Annotated in this window: 14 protein-coding genes and 1 tRNA gene; 9 read left to right on the top strand and 6 right to left on the bottom strand. The window is 50.3% G+C overall.

Features of this window, described 5'->3' with window-relative positions; translation table 11 throughout:
• Nucleotides 1-124: 124 nt before the first annotated feature.
• The 5 genes from OSH01_RS02205 (at nt 125) to OSH01_RS02185 (ending at nt 7,971) form a co-directional block, all read left to right on the top strand.
• Nucleotides 125-1,291, top strand: a complete 1,167-nt coding sequence (locus OSH01_RS02205) for a nucleotide sugar dehydrogenase (RefSeq protein ID WP_266122407.1) — start codon at nt 125-127, stop codon at nt 1,289-1,291.
• A gap of 123 nt (nt 1,292-1,414) precedes the next feature.
• Nucleotides 1,415-2,212 (top strand): hypothetical protein, encoded by a 798-nt coding sequence (locus tag OSH01_RS02200; RefSeq protein WP_266122406.1) that lies wholly within the window; start codon nt 1,415-1,417, stop codon nt 2,210-2,212.
• A gap of 188 nt (nt 2,213-2,400) precedes the next feature.
• Nucleotides 2,401-3,477, top strand: a complete 1,077-nt coding sequence (gene hemE, locus OSH01_RS02195) for a uroporphyrinogen decarboxylase (protein WP_266122405.1) — start codon at nt 2,401-2,403, stop codon at nt 3,475-3,477.
• A 286-nt stretch (nt 3,478-3,763) separates the two neighbouring features.
• Nucleotides 3,764-5,875, top strand: a complete 2,112-nt coding sequence (locus OSH01_RS02190; protein WP_266122404.1) for a primosomal protein N' — start codon at nt 3,764-3,766, stop codon at nt 5,873-5,875.
• A 5-nt stretch (nt 5,876-5,880) separates the two neighbouring features.
• Nucleotides 5,881-7,971 carry a UvrD-helicase domain-containing protein gene (locus tag OSH01_RS02185; RefSeq protein WP_376918082.1) on the top strand — a complete coding sequence of 697 codons (2,091 nt, stop codon included), beginning with the start codon at nt 5,881-5,883 and terminating at the stop codon, nt 7,969-7,971.
• A 122-nt stretch (nt 7,972-8,093) separates the two neighbouring features.
• Here the strand turns inward: OSH01_RS02185 and OSH01_RS02180 are convergent, their stop codons facing one another.
• Nucleotides 8,094-8,336 (bottom strand): hypothetical protein, encoded by a 243-nt coding sequence (locus OSH01_RS02180; protein WP_266122403.1) that lies wholly within the window; start codon nt 8,334-8,336, stop codon nt 8,094-8,096.
• A gap of 407 nt (nt 8,337-8,743) precedes the next feature.
• Between OSH01_RS02180 and OSH01_RS02175 the strand changes: the two genes are divergently transcribed.
• The 3 genes from OSH01_RS02175 to OSH01_RS02165 all read left to right on the top strand — a co-directional run bounded on the left by OSH01_RS02175 (nt 8,744) and on the right by OSH01_RS02165 (nt 12,434).
• Complete coding sequence (locus OSH01_RS02175) at nt 8,744-9,967, top strand: CaiB/BaiF CoA transferase family protein (protein ID WP_266122850.1); 1,224 nt, start codon at nt 8,744-8,746, stop codon at nt 9,965-9,967.
• A 48-nt stretch (nt 9,968-10,015) separates the two neighbouring features.
• Nucleotides 10,016-11,551 (top strand): 3-hydroxyacyl-CoA dehydrogenase, encoded by a 1,536-nt coding sequence (locus OSH01_RS02170; protein WP_266122849.1) that lies wholly within the window; start codon nt 10,016-10,018, stop codon nt 11,549-11,551.
• 130 nt (nt 11,552-11,681) lie between these two features.
• Nucleotides 11,682-12,434 (top strand): sulfite exporter TauE/SafE family protein, encoded by a 753-nt coding sequence (locus OSH01_RS02165; protein WP_266122402.1) that lies wholly within the window; start codon nt 11,682-11,684, stop codon nt 12,432-12,434.
• A 131-nt stretch (nt 12,435-12,565) separates the two neighbouring features.
• Here OSH01_RS02165 and OSH01_RS02160 read toward each other — a convergent pair whose 3' ends face one another.
• The gene (locus OSH01_RS02160) at nt 12,566-13,438 is read right to left on the bottom strand and encodes a c-type cytochrome (protein WP_266122401.1); all 873 of its coding nucleotides are present in this window, start codon (nt 13,436-13,438) and stop codon (nt 12,566-12,568) included.
• 255 nt (nt 13,439-13,693) lie between these two features.
• Here OSH01_RS02160 and OSH01_RS02155 point away from each other — a divergent pair.
• A tRNA-Arg gene (locus tag OSH01_RS02155) sits at nt 13,694-13,768 on the top strand.
• Nucleotides 13,769-13,857: 89 nt separating this feature from the next.
• Here OSH01_RS02155 and OSH01_RS02150 read toward each other — a convergent pair.
• The 4 genes from OSH01_RS02150 to OSH01_RS02135 all read right to left on the bottom strand — a co-directional run bounded on the left by OSH01_RS02150 (nt 13,858) and on the right by OSH01_RS02135 (nt 18,863).
• Nucleotides 13,858-14,634: a class I SAM-dependent methyltransferase gene (locus tag OSH01_RS02150; RefSeq protein ID WP_266122400.1), complete on the bottom strand. Its 777-nt coding sequence runs from the start codon at nt 14,632-14,634 to the stop codon at nt 13,858-13,860.
• Entirely contained in the window at nt 14,631-16,664 is a 2,034-nt protein-coding gene (locus OSH01_RS02145) for a TonB-dependent receptor domain-containing protein (protein ID WP_266122399.1), read from the bottom strand. The genes OSH01_RS02150 and OSH01_RS02145 overlap by 4 nt, the downstream gene beginning before the upstream one ends.
• A 140-nt stretch (nt 16,665-16,804) precedes the next feature.
• On the bottom strand, nt 16,805-18,388 hold the full coding sequence (gene gshA, locus OSH01_RS02140) for a glutamate--cysteine ligase (RefSeq protein ID WP_266122398.1): 1,584 nt from the start codon (nt 18,386-18,388) through the stop codon (nt 16,805-16,807).
• A 259-nt stretch (nt 18,389-18,647) separates the two neighbouring features.
• Nucleotides 18,648-18,863 carry a helix-turn-helix domain-containing protein gene (locus OSH01_RS02135; protein WP_266122397.1) on the bottom strand — a complete coding sequence of 72 codons (216 nt, stop codon included), beginning with the start codon at nt 18,861-18,863 and terminating at the stop codon, nt 18,648-18,650.
• Nucleotides 18,864-18,913: the final 50 nt, after the last annotated feature.

Raw genomic sequence — 18,913 nt, 5'->3', positions numbered from 1 at the left:
GTGTGACTTTCATATGTATGTGATATGACTAATCGATGACATGAGATAGTTGCCATCGTCTTGTCATGCCTGCCACGTAGCCTTGGCTTAGCGTTAAGCAATCAGCCTAAAGGAGCGTTCAACGATGAAAATAGCGGTGGTAGGTACGGGTTACGTAGGGTTGGCAAATGCCATGCTATTGGGCTTGCAGCACGAAGTGATTGCCCTAGATGTCATACCCGATAGGGTAAAGAGTCTCAATGCAGGCCGATCGCCCATTCAAGATCAAGACATCGTCTCCCACTTGGCTAAGCCCGAGCTGCGGTTCAGCGCCACGTTAGACCCCGTGCAGGCTTATACGCAGGCCGATTATGTCATTATCGCTACACCTACTAATTACGACCCTCATACCAATCGCTTTGATACCAGCAGTATTGAGGCCGTTGCCCAAGAGGTCATGCGTATTTGTCCTAGTGCTGTCATGGTGATTAAATCTACCGTGCCGGTAGGGTACACGCGCAAATTGCGTCAGCGCTTGGGCACGCGTAACTTATTTTTCTCGCCCGAGTTTTTACGCGAGGGCAGCGCTTTACGAGATAATTTGTATCCGTCCCGTATTGTGGTTGGGGAGCGTTCGGCACGTGGCATGCAGTTTGCCAAGCTGATGCAACAAGGAGCATTGAAAGCGGATGTGCCGGTTTTATTGACCGGTTCCACCGAAGCGGAAGCCATTAAGCTGTTTGCTAATACGTATTTAGCTATGCGGGTTGCGTATTTCAATGAGCTCGATAGTTTTGCCGAAACCCACGGTTTAAATACCCATCAGATTATTTCTGGAGTCGGGTTAGATCCGCGCATCGGGCAGCATTACAACAACCCTTCTTTTGGCTACGGAGGGTACTGTTTACCTAAAGATACACGACAACTTCTAGCAAATTATGACAAAGTGCCCAGTAATTTAATTCGCGCTATTGTCGAGGCGAACAGCACGCGTAAAGATTTCATAGCGGCGTCTGTATTAGCGCGGGAGCCTAAGGTAGTGGGCGTCTATCGCTTAGTCATGAAAAGCGGGTCGGATAACTTCAGAGCCTCTGCGATACAAGGGGTGATGAAACGCATTAAAGCTCGCGGCGTGCCTGTAATTGTGTATGAACCCAGCTTGCAGCAAGCGCTATTTTTTAACTCCGAAGTCACTCATGATTTAACTGATTTCAAAGCGCGCAGCGATGTGATTCTTGCTAACCGTCCCACCGCAGATCTGGATGACGTACGAGACAAAGTTTATACGCGCGATCTATTTGGACAGGACTGACAGGAGGACATTTTTGTGTCACTTTCTAAGATATGGTGTCATTTTTACCAATAGTGTCATTTTGTTTCGAGTAGTAATATTGAGGCGTATTCTCTCTGTTATTCCAGTTAAGGAGTCAGTAGTATGCGTTTCCACATTGATTGTGCTTTGCTAGCCGCCAATAACGACTGGGCTGAACATTTAATTAAAAGCTCCGAGCCTTGTGAACGTTTGCGTTTACAAGTATTACCCTTACCGGATAGCAGCCTCGAACACTCTTATCTTTTTTTGCAGCGTCAAGTGTCCGTATTGCAGCGCTATGATGCCTGTTTGCTGCCTATTAGCACGGCTAATTTAGTTTGGGTACGGCGCGCATTAAGTGCTTGCGCTGGGCAGTTGAAAGTGCCCGTGATTGGTTTAACTCATCAGCTCAAAGCCGCTGCATTGTCCGATTTGTACGCCCTAGGCCTATCCGATTACTTGCGCGCTCCGTTGTGCTTACAAGATCTGCGTGCGCGTATATACAAAATACGCTTGCCCACGATGCAATTAGTGCAAGAAGTGGGAGCAGGTACATTACAATATGGCTCGGCTTATGATTATGCCCGTACCCCGCAACCTAGGGTGCAGGCTTTAGGCGAGCACCATGGGCGACCAGAAGATAGCAGTTTAGATGCTTACGCACAGTCAGTAGCCTATCGTTATGCTACTGAGCATGCTTCTTTCAAAGAGGCCAAGGGACAAGTGGTGGCTCGTTTTGAACGGGCGTATTTGTGCGCTGTGCTGGATAGACATCGAGGCAATATTGCCCAATCGGCACGGTTCGCCCAGAAGCACAGGCGGGCTTTTTGGGGGCTAATGCGCAAACACCAGATTGATGCAGATAAATTTCGCTCTGGTGGCGCCAGTCTTCCATCAATCTTAAACGGTACCGAGCCATAACATGCTGCAAACAGTGTGGTTCCTGTGCGTTACCTGTGCAGCTAGGCGGGCTCGGCTACACTATAGGGCTGGGCGCGTTAATCAAATAAGCAAAGATGACCGTTCCTCTTGTGGTTAATCAAGCTCGGGCAGAGATAACCCACTATCAGTTGGTTAGAATCTACAGGCACTTTTGAATAGGGATTGCTGTGTCTTTACCTCAACTTAAAAACGATACTTTACTCCGTTCTTTTTTGCGTCAAAAAGTGGACTACACCCCAGTCTGGCTAATGCGCCAAGCAGGGCGGTATTTGGCTGAGTATCAGGCCACGCGCGCTCATGCGGGTTCATTCATGGCGTTGGCACAAAACCCTGAGTTGGCTTGCGAGGTTACCTTACAACCGCTGCGCCGCTTTGATTTAGATGCTGCCATTTTATTCTCCGATATCCTGACTATCCCCGACGCCATGGGCCTAGGGCTAGACTTTGTCGCAGGTGAAGGTCCTCGCTTTGCGCACCCTGTCCGCACTGAGGCAGATGTGATGAAGCTCAGTGTCGCCGATATGTCTAGGCTACAGTATGTGTTTGATGCGGTATCGTTAATCCGCAAAGAGCTGGACGGTAAAGTACCGCTGATTGGGTTTGCGGGCAGCCCTTGGACGATTGCTTGTTATATGGTCGAAGGTCAGGGCTCTGATGATTATCGTTTAGTCAAAAGCCTCATGTATTCTCGCCCCGATTTAATGCATCGTATGTTAGAAATCAACGCGGAAACCACCGCTCTTTACCTGAATGCTCAAATTCAGGCAGGAGCTCAGGCGGTCATGATTTTCGACAGCTGGGGGGGGGTGTTATCCGACTCACTTTTCCAAGAGTTCTCCTTACCTTACACTAAGCGTGTTGTTGATGCCTTAATTCGTCATAACGATGGACGCCAGGTGCCTGTGGTTGCCTTTACTAAAGGGGGCGGTCAGTGGCTGGAAGATATAGTAACTTGTGGTGCCGATGCGTTAGGTGTTGACTGGACGGTTAATCTTGGTAAGGCGCGTCAACGCGTCCAAGATACGGTGGGTTTTCAAGGCAACCTTGACCCCATGACTATGTTTGGTGGCGAGCAAGCGATACGTAGTCAAGTACGTCGTGTGCTTGACGACTTTGGGCCTGTTGGAGCGGGTGGCCACGTGTTTAATTTTGGCCATGGTATCTCTCGTTTTACGGATCCTGCAGCCGTCAGTATTTTGGTGGATGAAGTCCATACATACAGTCCTCAGTTCCACACGCCTTAGTTTATATAGGCTTAGAAGGCAGCCAAACTGTCCACAGGCTGCCTTTGTTATGCACAGAACGAGGGCCAGATTTTTTTCTTTATGCTTTTATAAATAGCTTGCGCTTATCCTTGTAGGTCATTGATTTTTAATGATTTATTTGTTTTGGCTAAGAGTGTGCAATTATTTTGTATCTGCACTTGCTATTTTTTAAAACTTGTCCCTAGGCTTTTCCCCAAAGTTATCCACATGCTGTGCGTCTAAGCAGTAGCTTATTATTTTGACTACTTAGTGCCTCAAGGGTCTCATGAGTACATCTGTTTCGTTGAGCGTTACTTTGCCAGCTGAGTCCAAAAATAGCGGTTCAGAGCACCATTGGCTGCATGTCGCCCTCGATGTACCCCTAATGGGTGTATTTGACTATAGTCATACCCAGCCGGTAGCTGTAGGCATGCGAGTGATAGTGGGGTTTGGGCGTCGTAAAATGGTGGGGATAGTGGTGGCTAACCCTGCTGTTCCTGATTACCCTGCTGAGCAAGTGAAAGCCATTGACGCGGTGTTAGACGACCTACCGCCCTTACCTGCAGATTGGCTACGCATGGCTCACTTTGCAGCGGCCTATTATCAACGCCCTTTAGGCGAGGTTATGTTACCTGCTTTGCCAGGGCCTTTGCGTAAGGTGGCCGCTTATCAGGGTAAGCGTTCTGCCGGTGGGCCCGTGATGCGCCTAGAGCGTCGTAAAGCACCCAAAGCAGTTTTGGCCTCAGCGGATACGTCACATGAGCTCAATGCCGAACAGGCACATGCGGTAGAACAAATAAGTCAAATACAAGGTCACACAACAGTATTGTTGCATGGTGTCACGGGCAGTGGAAAAACCGAAGTGTATATGCGTGCTTTGGTGCAGGTACTGGAAGCAGGCAAGCAGGTCTTGTTCATGGTGCCAGAAATTAACCTGACACCACAATTTGAGCAGGTGTTGCGAGCACGCTTGGCCAGTGTGGCGCAGGGTGACGTATTGGCCGTATTACATAGTGGGCTGGCCGATGGTGAACGTTTACGCAATTGGCTGCGTACCAGTCGAGGCGAGGCGCGCGTTTTGCTGGGCACGCGCCTATCTATTTTTACGCCTATGCCAGACTTGGGCTTGATCATCGTCGACGAGGAACATGACACGTCGTATAAACAACAAGACGGCTTGCGGTATTCAGCGCGTGACTTAGCTATTTGGCGTGGGCATGATAGACAAGTGCCTGTCGTTTTAGGCTCGGCGACTCCTTCTTTAGAGTCATGGAATCACGCCCAGCAAGGGCGTTACCACTTACTTAGCTTAACCCAACGCGCCCGAGCAGTATCGCTACCCCGTATCCGTTTGGTAGATACGCGCTATCTGCGTTTAGAGCAGGGTTTCTCACCTCAGTTACTCGATGCCTTAAAAGAGTGTTTAGCACGTCAAGAGCAGGCCCTAGTGTTTCTCAACCGGCGTGGTTATGCTCCGGTATTGCATTGCGTGTCCTGTGGTTGGCTCTCTCGCTGTCCCCGTTGTTCGGTGTATGCCGTGTTGCATCGGGTTAACCAAAAGCGGCATTATTTGCAATGCCACCATTGCGGACATCAAGCGCCTGTGCCGCGTGCCTGCCCTGATTGTGGCGATCAAGACTTGCAGGGTATGGGAAGGGGAACACAGCGAGTCGAGGAATACTTGGCTGAGCATTTCCCGCAGGCACGTATTATGCGTATTGATGCAGATAGCACACGCTTGAAAGGAAGTGCACAGCAACTGTTTGAACAGGTGCATGCGGGCGAAGTGGATATTATGGTGGGTACCCAGATGGTGGCGAAAGGGCACGACTTCACACGCTTAAGTGTGGTGGGGGTGCTCAATGCCGATAATATGTTATTTGCCCACGACTTTCGAGCCCCAGAGCGTTTATTTGCCCAACTGATGCAAGTGGCAGGGCGAGCTGGGCGGCACACTGAGGGAGCGGACGTTATTATTCAAACCGCCTATCCTGAGCAGCCCCTGTATCAAAACTTAATTCGCCATGACTACATAGGCTTTGCCCAAGCAGGCTTGGCCGAGCGAGAGTCTATAGGCTTGCCCCCGTATGCGTATCAGGCGCTGTTAACCGCCGAGGCGGGCCAGTTAAGCCAAACCTTGCAGTTTTTGAGCGCTGCACGCCAATTGCCCGAACAGTCAGCAACGCCCTTACCTGGAGCAGAGCACGTGTTTCTTTATGACCCGGTCCCCTTACGAGTGGTCAGGGTTGCTCATGTGGAGCGAGCACAGTTGTTGGTAGAAAGTGCGCGTCGTCCTGCTTTACAAGCTTTTTTACAGGCCTGGGAGCCTGCATTGGCGTTATTGGCTAAACAAAATAAAGTTCGTTATACCGTTGAAGTGGACCCACTGGAGATTTAATTCTTATGGCTGGCTCAGCATCTGAACTAACGCCTGGTTACACCGTCGATCCGTTGATGAATGCGATGCAAAGGCAGGCCGTCTTGTACATGGATGGGCCTTGTTTAGTGTTAGCGGGGGCGGGTAGCGGTAAAACACGGGTAATTACGCAAAAAATAGCCTACTTAATTCGTGAGTGCGCGTATCAGGCGCGCCATATCGTGGCATTGACGTTTACCAATAAAGCAGCGCGTGAAATGAACGAGCGCATTCGGGCGCTCGTCGAACCGCGTCTGCTACGAGGCCTTACGGTTTCCACTTTTCACTCCTTGGGCTTACGCATATTACGAGAAGAGTGTGCTTTGGTGGGGCTGAAACCTAGCTTTTCCTTATTGGATGCCAATGACGCTTTGGCAATTATTCAGGAGCTACTAGCAACCACTGATAAAGCACGTTTACGTGCTGTACAACAAGAAATTTCGCTCTGGAAAAATGCCCTGATTGAGCCCGAGCAAGCAGAAAAATTGGCCATGACACCCAGCCAAATTGAGGCGGCCCATGTATATCGCAGTTATGCTGCCACTTTGGTGGCATACCAGTCGGTAGATTTTGATGATTTGATTCGTTTGCCTGCCTTGCTTCTTGAGCAACACCCGCCAGCGCGTGAGCGTTGGCAGCGGCGCGTACTTTATTTATTAGTAGATGAGTACCAAGATACCAATCAGTGTCAGTATCGGCTATTGCAACATTTAGTGGGTGAACGCGCTATGTTCACGGCGGTAGGGGATGATGATCAGGCCATATATGCTTGGCGTGGCGCAACAGTAGAAAACCTAGCCAAGCTAACTGAAGACTATCCTTCTCTTAAGCTGATCAAACTAGAACAAAACTACCGTTCGGTGCAGCGGATTTTGCATGCGGCCAACAATGTTATTGCGCATAACCCAGTGGTATTCGGCAAAAAACTATGGTCAGACTTAGGGGCCGGTGAGGCCATACAAGTACTTCCTATGGACGATGAGCAGTCTGAAGCTGAAGGGGTGGCGATTCGGTTGTCGGCGGAGCGTTTTGAGCGCCAGGCCCAGTGGCGGGATTTTGCGGTGTTATACCGTGGTAATCATCAAGCTAAAGTATTTGAGCAAGCTCTACGAAATTTGCGTATACCCTACACCATTTCAGGCGGGCAAAGTTTTTTTGATAAGGCCGAGGTACGTGATATTTTGGCGTATTTGCGTGTGGTGGCCAATGCAGAAGATGACCCCGCATTTATACGGGCTATCACCACACCACGACGCGGTGTAGGGCAATCCACGTTGGCCGTCTTAGGTCAGTTTGCCGCCGAGCGGCAATTGTCTTTATTTGCCGCTACGCAATATATAGGCAGCACACAATTGCTGGCCGAACGCCAGTTAGAGCCCCTACTAACTTTTGCTCATTTTATTGAGCGCTTGCAACAGCGTGCAGATCGAGTGAGTTCCGATCACCCCGATTATGATTCGGCTGCCAGTGAGCTTTTAGATGAGTTGTTGCGTGCTATTGAGTATGAGCGTTATTTGTACGAGATGTTCGACGAGCGCCCCGCGCAGGTGCGGTGGGAGCATGTCTTAGAGCTGGTTACCTGGCTCAGGCGTAAAGCAGATGAAGAGCAGTTAAGTTTGAATGAGCTAGTGCAGCGGGTAGCCCTCATTACCATGCTAGAGCGCAATGAGGAAGAAGATCCTGATGCGGTCAAGCTCTCTACCTTGCACGCGTCTAAGGGCTTAGAGTATCCGCATGTTTTCTTAGTTGGGGTCGAGGAAGGCCTTTTGCCTCATATAGGGCGCGACGATGAAGACATTGACCCAGAAAAAGAAGAAGAGATACGCATACAACGTATCCAAGAAGAGCGTCGACTGATGTATGTAGGCATTACGCGAGCTCAGCGTAGCTTGCGCCTAACATGGTGTAAAAAACGACGTCGTGCGCGAGAAAATCTTGTGCGTGAGCGATCAAGGTTTATTGACGAAATGGCGCTAGAGGATCGTCGCACACAAGCGCTGCCTCAAGACCCCAGCTTAAGCCCTAAGCAGAGGCTGGACATGCTGAAAAACTTGCTAAAAAAGCCGTCCGCGCAGTAAGCAACCTGGGCCTAGAGGGTAGGGCACTATGAAAAATAAAAGCCTGCAACAACTATGCAGGCTTGTGGTTTGAGGGCAATGCTAGCCCTTACTTCATACGGCTGGAGCGACGAATTACTTTATTACCAGTAGTAGTAACCGACTTGGTGCGCGTTTTCTTTGCGTGCACGGTGCAGATGCTCTGTAACGTCTTGTAGATAGTTGACAGCAGCGCGAGCAATACGATGAAACACTGTTTTGCCTTTATCCTGGTCTTTGCTACTGACCGACACTGGCTCCCAATTTTCTTGAGCCTGTTGCGTTACATCATGCTCAAGTACGTCACTCCAGCGTATGTATTGCGTATAAGTGGTCATGGTCGACATGCGATTTGCCTTTTTAGGTAAATAACTGACTAGGAACCTTTATTATAGGGTTTACCCTAGCCCATAGCAAGGGTAAACCCTAGTATTTGCCTAATGCACGGCATATCGTCGCTTTCAAGGGAAAACCCTAGTTTTTTGCTTTCTTCACCACACCGAGGGCCTGCCTACGCTTTCCTTCCAGCTAGGTATACCCGCTCGGGTGATTTCCATGTACAGTTTCCTATGCCAATCTAGATATAGGGCATGTTTTATAGCGTTAAAAAATAGAATCATTAAGCAGGAGGGGCCGATGGTCCGTGGGTGAGTCCGCTAGCCGGTCATAAAAGTGTTGATCGGTCACGCATAGTGCCAAGCAGCGTACTCTTTTATATAACTTATTCTTTACCATGAAACGTATGACTGAACCTATGATGGAACGTACCGCTCCTTTGGCAGGTATTCGAGTATTGGATTTAACGCGTGTCTTAGCTGGCCCTTGGTGCACCCAGAATCTAGCGGATCTGGGCGCCGAGGTCATTAAGATAGAACGTCCGGGCAGTGGTGATGATACGCGAGGCTGGGGGCCGCCCTATGTACGCGATGAGCATGGGCAGGACACCTCTGAGGCCGCTTATTACAGTTGTGCTAACCGTAATAAGCATTCTGTAACGGTTGATTTGGCTAGCGAACAAGGTGCAGAGGTTATTCGGCAGTTGGCACGGCACTGCGATATTTTGGTGGAGAATTTTAAGGTAGGCGGATTAAAAAAATATGGTTTGGATTATGAAAGCTTGAAAGCCATCAATCCAGCCCTTATTTATTGCTCTATTACCGGTTTTGGGCAAACGGGTCCTTATGCGCAGCGCCCGGGTTACGACTTCATGATTCAAGGCATGGGTGGCCTAATGTCTGTAACAGGCGAGAAGGACAGCATGCCTGGAGGTGGGCCACAGAAGGCCGGAGTGGCCGTGGTGGACTTGATGACAGGTATGTATGCCACGGTAGGCATATTAGCCGCCCTGAATGAGCGGCATCGCAGTGGACTAGGGCAGCACATTGATACAGCCTTGCTAGATTGTCAGGTTGCCATGATGGCGAATCAGAGTTTGAATTACCTAGCCTCTGGACAAGCTCCTGTGAGGGCCGGCAATGCACACCCGAATTTAGTGCCTTATCAAGTGTTCGCTGCAACAGACGGGCACTTGATTGTTGCAGTGGGCAACGACACGCAATTCAAACAGTACTGCCGTGTTTTGGGATGCCCAGAGCTTGCTCTAGACGTCCGCTTTGCCACCAACGCTGCCCGAGTCAGGCACCGTAGCGAGCTTATTCCCGTATTAGAGCAATATATGCTGACTCGCGGGCGAGATGAGTGGCTGGACGTGCTTGAGCAGGCAGGTATTCCGGCTGGGCCTATCAATACTCTTGCGCAAGTATTTGAGGATCCCCAAGTGCAAGCCCGTGGCATGCAACTGGCCTTGCCTCATCCATTGGCAGGTACTGCTCCCGCGGTAGCCAGCCCTTTACGTTTTTCTGCTACTCCGGTGCAGTATAAAAAGGCTTCGCCTTTGCTGGGCGAGCATACGTACGAAGTCCTAGAGCGTATTTTGGGTATGGATAAGGCGGCGGTAGACGCGTTAAATCTATCCTGAGCGAAATGTGTTTTTGGTTAAAAAGAATGGAGTGAGACAAAGTAAATGATGAAGCACATTCAGTCTGTGGGGGTAGTGGGTGCCGGGGCCATGGGCCAAGGTATTGCCCAAATTGTGGCGCAAGCGGGTAAGCGGGTTTATCTGTACGATGTTCAGGCTCAAGCGGCCCAAAAGGCCGTGCAAGCATTGCAGGCAATATGGCAACGTTTGGCCGATAAAGGGCGGATGACGGCAGAACAGGTGCTGGCAGCGACGCAGGCCGTAACCGTTGCCGATTCCTTAGAGCAGTTGTATCAGGTAGATCTGGTCGTGGAGGCCATCGTTGAGCGCCTAGAGGTGAAGCAGCAACTGTTTGTGCAGTTAGAGCAGGGCGTGGACGATGATTGCATACTGGCTTCCAATACGTCGTCATTGTCCATTACCAGTATTGCGCAAGCTTGTCGTCTGCCAGCCAGAGTGGTGGGATTTCACTTTTTTAATCCCGTGCCGCTAATGAAAGTCGTAGAGGTGATAGAAGGTTTGCGCACCGCTACGCACACGGCTGATGCCTTGATGGCGTTGGCGCGAGAGTTAGGGCACACACCTGTGCGCGCTAAAGATATGCCTGGTTTTGTGGTGAATCATGCGGGGCGTGGTATGAATATAGAGGGGCTCAAAGTAGCTCAAGAATGCGTCGCCCCTTTTTATCAAATTGATGCCATTATGCGCGATCAAGCGGGCTTTCGCATGGGGCCCTTTGAGCTCATGGACTTAACTGGTCTGGACGTTTCGCATCCCGTCATGACCTCTATCTACGAGCAGTTTTTTGATGAGCCGCGTTTCCGACCTTCACCGATTACCGCCGTGCGTCAGGCAGGCAAATTATGGGGGCGTAAAACCGACGCTGGTTTTTATACCTATGATCAAGCGCAGAAAATAATCCCACCTCAGCCCGAGGTACCACCCCTCACGCCTCAGGTGCCTGTTTGGCTGGCACATTATCATCAGAAGGGCTACGAGCGTGCAGCAGCCTTGTTAAGTGCTCTAGGAGTGACTGTTGAGACGGGGAGCTCGCCCAGCGAAGAGGCGCTGATTTTGATCACGCCATTCGGGCAAGATGTGGCAAGCGTCGTTGTTGAGCATCAGCTCGATCCTGTACGTACGCTTGCCTTAGATACTTTATTTGGCTTGGAGCCGGGTAAGCGCCGCGTCCTCATGTGCTCGGTGGCAACAGGACAGAACTGGCGTGATCAAGCATGGGCTTTGTTGGCCAGTGATGGGACGCCGGTCAGTGTGATCGAGGACTCTAGTGGGTTTGTTGCTCAGCGTATCGTTGCGACTATTATTAATGTGGCGGCCGACATTGCCCAACAACAGATCGCCACGCCTACCGACATCGATAATGCTGTGCGTCTTGGTCTTGCTTACCCGTACGGGGGGCCACTTTCCATGGGAGACCACTGGGGCGCTGATCTTATTTTAGAGATTTTGAGCAATATGTATGCGAATACTGGTGATATGCGTTATCGTTCCAGCCCATGGTTGCGTCGACGTGCGCAATTAGGTTTGTCCTTATGCGCTGAAACCGCATGCGCGGCGCAGTAGAGTAAGTCAGTGAGCCAGTTATGTGGCCTGCTGACGTGCAGGCCACATTATCTGAGTGGGTGATCTGGTTGTGAGGCAAGGCAGACCAATATTAATAATTTATGCTTTGGCCTCTGGGGAGTGGTGGTAGGTGTCCGTTTTAGCTATTTTTTCTTTATCCGCCTTCGTGGTCTTTACCTCTTTTCTGTCCGGCGTGTTCGGTATGGCAGGAGGTATGGTATTGATGGGCGGCTTAGTGTTTTTGCTGCCTGTTGGTCATGCGATGATTTTGCACGGTTTTATCCAAGCTTTCGCTAATGGTTGGCGTGCTGTGATGTGGCGTAAGCATGTGCAGTGGGGCATTGTGCTACGTTTTGTGTTGGGCCTTGTCGCAGTGACAGCTGTCATGAGTTGGGTCAGTTTTAGTCCTGCGATGAGTGTGGTGCTTATTGCTTTGGGTATCGTGCCATTTCTGGCCCTGTCTATTCCTAAGAAATGGGTACCGCAAGCCACGAGTCGTGGCGGGGCAGAGTTGTGCGGTGCTTTGTGTACGTTCTTTCAACTGCTTTCGGGGGTTTCCGGCCCAACGTTAGATGTGTTTTTTGTACGTGAAACGTATAATCGCCATCAGGTTATTGCCACTAAGGCAGCTTGCCAACTGTTTGGTCATTTAGGCAAACTTATTTATTTTGGTCTATTAGTAGTAGCCGTTCCCGATGAGTTCCCAGTAGCGTATTGGACTTTATGTTTATTTGCGCTCTTGGCGATTTGGGGCACATCGCTAAGTAAGGTCGTACTTGAACGCTTAACAGATCAGTCGTTCAGAAAGTATACACAATGGATCGTTGCCGCTATTGGAACCGTGTATTTAGTACGTGGCTTGAGCGCCTACTTAGGCGCTTGAGGCTTGTTCGATTCGGTAAGCAATGGCTTGGTGCCAAGAGGTCTATAAAGAAACGAGTCATCGTATAGACGTCAAAAAGCCAGCTAGGTAAGCACCTAAGCTGGCTTTTCTGTACTTAGTGGGGCGAGTGATTACTTGGCTGCGTCAACCATGTACTGCACGGCAGATTTGATTTCTTCATCTGACGCTTGTGACCCACCACGCGGGGGCATCGCTCCGACACCGTGGATGGCTTTTTGTACCATCGTGTCTAAACCGGTTTCGATATAAGGCTTCCATGCGGCTTGGTCGCCGAACTGGGGGGCGCCAGGTACTTTCGTGGCGTGACAGGCAAAGCACACGCTGTCGTATAGTTTTTTGCCAGCCGCTAAGTCAATGCTGGCGTCTACGGGTGCTGTAGCGCCTGCGCTTGGCGTGGTGGCCGCAGCATCATTGGTAGGAGCAGGCTCTTCTTTGGGTGTGTCTTCTTTAGCTGCTTCGTCAACGACGGTAGGGGCTTCGAATGTGGCGCCAGCTTGGTTTGCCATAAAGGCTACTGCACGGGCAACTTCGATATCGTCTAAGTTGGGATTGCCACCCCGAGCAGGCATACCGCGGATACCATTGATGGCGGCGTGTACAAGCTCATCGTAGCCTAGCTGAATGAGAGGTTCCCATGCACCTTTGTCACCTGTTTTAGGTGCGCCGGCTATCCCTGTGCCGTGACAGGCAATACAGGTGCTTTCGTAGACTTGTTCACCTGTTTTTAGTTCGATGACTGCGTTAGCGTCAACGAGCTTAAAGCCAGCAACGGGTTGAATACGTTCAGCAATAGCGTCGAAAGACATGGCATCAGAGCCTGCACCTGAGCTCATCGTGGCGCTTACGAGCTGTGCCAGCATGATGATAACGGCAACGGGCACGATAAAGGCCAGAGCCACGGTGACGAGCAATTGCTGTGGGGTTTTAATCATGGCTGGACGCCCCTGGAGATTTTCTACCGGTTTTTGTTCCGTGTTGCTCATTATCGGATCCTGCAAATGCATACAAGAATGAATGTAGGACCAAGGCATGCGCTTTCGCCTGAACGGCACGACGGGTACTTGGTTTCTACTCTTAAACCTGCGTGATTAATTACTTTGCGCCATTTTACACGGCCACGCAACCTGTGATTATAGCGAACTGCGCGGCTCTTGTATTACTCAGTTTGTAGTAGATACTGTGCTCGGCGTAAATAGGGGGTGAATTAAATCTGTATTCACGCTAAAATCTGTGGCTTGGCGCCCGTAGTTCAATGGATAGAATTAGAGTTTCCGAAGCTCTCGATACAGGTTCGATTCCTGTCGGGCGCGCCACAGCCTTCATTTATAGCCTATCTGGCTTTGCTTACATTTAGTGCACACTACGCACTTCGTAGATAATGACTTATTCAACGTGGCTCAATTTACATGGGCTCAGCAGCGATGACATAGTCATAGCCGTGACGTAGTCCGCCTTCTGCCTCACTAAAAGACAAAGAACGGCGTCGCAAGTGCGCGATATGTTCACTCATGGCCACGGCGAGCGTACGATCCTTAAAACGTTGCGTACGCTGCATGCACATATCAAGCTGACTGTTAATAAAACGCTCTCCGTAGCGTATGGCGAAACGTTGAGCGTCAAGGCAGCGCAAGCCTGCTTGGCGTAAATGTCGTAACACCCAGTCCATTGGATATTCACGATAGGGGCGCTCCCCTGCCAATAATAAGCAGGCGTCGCGCAGACGCCCTATCTCTACGACCAGGGTTCCTGCCGGATCAGAGCTTGAGTATGGCACATAGGGTTCGAGACCAATAAGGTAAAAGCGTTGTTTTACTAAGGGGCGTAAACGACCAAAAAGTAAATCTTGTGCATAGGGTGAGAAGCCGTCCATGGCACCCAGTAAGTAATCGGCAAGGACTGTCTCATAGCGTTGCCCGGCGAGTAGTTCGGGGTCGCTCCAATTGCCTACCAGTAGTTTATCTTGGGGGCGTTGCCTGTTACCGAACTCTCGTTTGACCTGATCAGCCATACTTTGTGCACCGGTCACTGCAGTCCAGCTAGTCGTGTGCAGACTCAGTAACCAGTTCATGGAACTACGCCCTGTTCCTGCATCGAGCACATTGCCCCATGGGCGATCGGCCTGCATATCGGTGATAACTTGAAAAAGGCGGCTATCTGTGTGGATTTTAGGCGTACTCAAAACTCGATCCTTAGCCCAGCGGTGATGTTGCGACCTTGGAATGGTGCGTGACGGGAGATAAATGAGGTGTGGTTATAGGCCAGTTTATTCAGTAAGTTACTGCCTTTCAAGTAAACCGTGTAGTCGGTTTGAGCGACACGATGGGTATAACTAACGCCCATGCTTAACATGCCAAATGAAGCGGTATCACGCTCGAACTCAGCACTTCTATGTTGCGCCAAGGTTTGGGTGTAGGAGACATAGGCTGCCCAGTTTTGCCAGTTCAGATCACTGCGTACCCCTAGGCGTGCAGCAGGCATACGGGGTAAGGCCCGATCGGGGTGAAGCAGTTTGCCGCGCACTAGATCGCCATATACGCTGAGACTCACCGCCGAGGTTAAAGGATAGGAGGCCTGTGCCTCTAGCCCCCAGAACTGGGCCTCATCTTGACTGTAGCGAATTAAACGAAAGTCTTCAGATTGGTCAAGCGTACGCGCATAAATATAATTTTTGTTGCGGTTATAAAAGGCGCGTGCTTCGAGCCGCAGATCGCCTGTGTGTTTGCTCACACCGATGTCGATGTTATTGCTGGTTTCACGCTCAAGATGCGGGTTGCCTTGTTCATAAGTAAGTGTTGCAAAATGTACGCCTTTAGCAAAAAGCTCTTGGGCGTTAGGCAGTCGCTGAGAGCGAGAAAGGGACAGGCTGGCTGAGTACTCTGGTGCGAACTTCCAGGTGGTTCCAACGGATAATGAGTTTGCTTGGCCTTTATGTCGGCGCAGTGTTTGACTATCGGGTGTAATGGTTTGCCATTCATGGCGAGCGCCGAACTCCACCCGCCAGTTGTCCCACTGTATATGCTCCAGTAAAAACAGGCCTTGATTACGAGTGCGAGTTTTAGGAATAAAGTTCTCGTGGCCATCTTTAGAGGCAAAGTCAGACAAAGACGTTTGTAGCCCCACTACACCTTTTAATTGACCGATGGGCTGATGGCTCAGTTCTAAACGAGTGTCATAGCCGCGATTGCTAAAGCGTGTGCCCGCTTGGCCATTTTCTTTTTCTACATGGTGATAGTCGGTATAGGCGGCACGTAGTCGAGCGTACTCGAATCCGGGCAAAGGGTCACGTAACTCTCCCCGTAGGTCAAAGCGTTGATGGCGTAAATGGGCGGAGGCATTATGCTCGTCATGTTCGTGCTCATGCTCATGCTCATGTTCGTGTTCATGCCCATGCCCGCCGCAGTGAAGCGAAGAACCATGCGGATGGCAGCTTTCGTACTCGTGGGTATGCCCAGGTAAGCCATAGGTGTCCTCTCGGTACGAGTAGGCCCCCCCTAAATAGCCCTGATCACCGATGAAAGACAAACCCAAGCTCATTGCATCACTGCGTGAGCGTGAGTCGTTAACATGACTATCATGCCACTGAGGAACACGATAATCTTTGTTTTTGTGATGTGAGCCCTCTATGTGTAGGGCAATATTATCTGCCCCGGTGGTTAATTCGACCGCGCTGGCACGCCCTTGGTCTACGCTAGAGCCTTCAACGTGTAGCGCGCCTTCTGGACGGTCGGGTATATATGTGGGCACTTTGCGATCAATTACGTTGACCACCCCTCCGATTGAACTGCCACCAAACAACAAGGATGCCGGGCCACGTAATATCTCTACGCGCTCGGCTAGCCAAGTATCGATCGTAATAGCGTGATCAGGCGAGACATTGGATGCATCCATAATTTCTGAGCCATCGCTTAGCACTTTTACGCGTGGTGCTGTTTGTCCTCGAATTACAGGACGGCTAGCCCCGCTGCCGAAAGTGTCTGAGTGTATGCCGGGCTGAGACCCTAGTAGCTCGCCCAAGCTAGGAGCGCGATTCAGGTTTAATTGCGGGCCTTGCAAGATGGTTGCGGGCGATACCATTTCTTGAGCGCTTACATTAAAAGGAGAAGCCGAGATACGGATGGGATCTAGCATCTGTGCAGGTGAAGACGCATATACAGGGGTCACCAGAGCGACGTTTACTGCCCAGGCAAGTGGGGATAGGGACAATTTCATGACAGATAGAAATAGATTAAACATGTTATGTTATAACATTACACGTTTGTGTGTCATATATTCTTTGCTCGTGTTTGTCGCAGGGTAAGCACGCAACAAAAAGGCCACACATGGTGGCCTTGAGAAAGGGGCAGAAAAATTTAGCTACGTAGCGCTAAGGGAGGGGTGAGGTTGCGTTCATAGCGGGCTACGTATTCAGCGAAGCTTTCACTGGGCGTTGCTTCGAGAACTTGTTGCGCTTGAATAGAGGCACTGGCAGCACGTTCGTATTGTTGCAGTCGTTCGGCACTTAAAGGGCTTGCGAGCAAGTGCTGTTGGTGCTCTAGGCTGCTTTGTAAGGTAAATGCCTGAAAGCTTTGTTGTGTGCTGCGCAGCAACTCATAGAGCTGAGCTGAGGGGGTGTGTTCGGCGTTCTCGAGTTTGGCATACTGAGCTTGCACAGCTTCTTGATGGGCCGTGCCCCCAAAGGATTCGTCGAGCAGTTCAGCGTAGGCTTGCATGCCATCCAGAATAGAGCGTCCCCACGCAGGCAAGGAAACCGTTTCTTTATGCTGATTGATCAACGTTAGCCCTGGTTTTCTGCCCTCTTTTACCACACTGGCAAAGTTGGTTTTGCTGTCTTGGCAAAAGCCGCCGTCAGGGAAATAGGGGCTGTCTTCTACCGCACAGTACAGTAAAAAAGTGTCGAGGAAGTGGCAGGTCTGGGCTGAAATACCCAACGGCGCGGTCGGATCGATATCCATGCAGCGCACTTCGACGTACTCTACGCCACGCTCGGCCAAAGCGGTAGCAGGGCGTTCGCACGGCCCTGTTGTGCGCTTAGGGCGTATGCTGGAATAGTATTCGTTTTCAATTTGTAGAATATGCGTATTGAGCTGAATCCACTCGCCATCCCGATGTGTACCTATTGCTTCATAGGCAGGCCAGGGCGTTACCGCAGCGTGGTACATACGCATGATAAACGTGTCTAAGTCGTTGTAGCAAAGTTGCAATTCAGCCTGAGCTTCTTTGTTCTGGTAGCCTAAGTCGCTCATGCGTAAACTCGTTGCATACGGAAGCGCGAGTGTGTCGGGCGCAATTTGGCTTAGTTGACTGCTAGCGCCCTGTAGGAAGTTTTTGGAAATGGCGGGAGAAGCGCCAAACAAATACATGAGCAACCACGAATAGCGAGTGAAGTTACGTATTAGAGACAGGTAGCCCTTAGATCGTTGCTCTTGTAAATCTTGGCCGCACTGTCCCAGCACACCCCACATTTCATCGGGTAAAGAAAAATTGTAATGTACGCCTGCTATGCATTGCATGGTTTTACCGTAACGTTCGGCTAGACCACGACGGTAGACATGTTTGAGCATGCCTGTGTTTGAGCTGCCGTACCAGCCTATGGCGATGTCTTTTTCGTCTGGTAATAGCGCTGGCATGGACTGATTCCAGACAATTTCGCCCTGTAGCTTAGAGCCTACAAAGGTATGCAGCTCTTGCAGTTCGGTGAGTAAACCGGCAACCGTATCATGTGGACTGGTGATGAGCTCCAGCAAGGCTTCGGCATAGTCCGTTGTTACGTGTTCATTGCTTAGGGCTGAGCCTAATGCACTGGGGTGGGGCGTCTGGGCAAGCTGTCCCTGCTCATTGACGCGTAGGCCCTCTTTCTCGATACCACGCAAGATAGAACGCAGTATATGGGGGTGTGCGCGTAACGCGGCGAGACGGTGTTGGCGAGTAGTCATCTACTGTATTCCAGTAAAAAATCGTCACCTAGGATGTAGGTAGAATGGTTAGGCAGCTTACCCGATAGTGGGCGGGTAGTGCCAGTGTTATTGGAGTTATCGAGTGTTTTATAACGATAGGTCTAGGTCGCGAGTATAAAGCCAGGTTTACCGTATAGCGGAAGAAACATTAAAGAAAACACTGTTTTTTACTTACGCGATACTTCACTATTACCCTTAAGGTGCTTTATGGCGTTTCTCGAACGCTTTCCGACAGCCTTTAAGAGATGGGTGGCATACCGCTAATTCTGCCCTCTAGTAGGGCTTTCGCGATAGCCGCTTGGCGTTTTCTGACTCCCATCTTGCCACAGGCATTTTGAATGTGAAAATTCACTGTACGCGCTGATATATTCAATATGAGACCGATTTCAGTGCTGGTTTTACCTTGAGCAACCCAATTGAGACAAAGCTCTTCGCGTGTCGTTAAGTGCAACATGGATGATAGCCTTAATGGAGAAGGAGGAAAGGAAGAAGTAGTCGTATTGT

The sequence above is a fragment of the Alcaligenes endophyticus genome, from assembly GCF_026344035.1.
Taxonomy (GTDB): Bacteria; Pseudomonadota; Gammaproteobacteria; order Burkholderiales; family Burkholderiaceae_B; genus Alcaligenes; species Alcaligenes endophyticus.
This window is presented reverse-complemented; position numbering and strand designations above follow the sequence as displayed.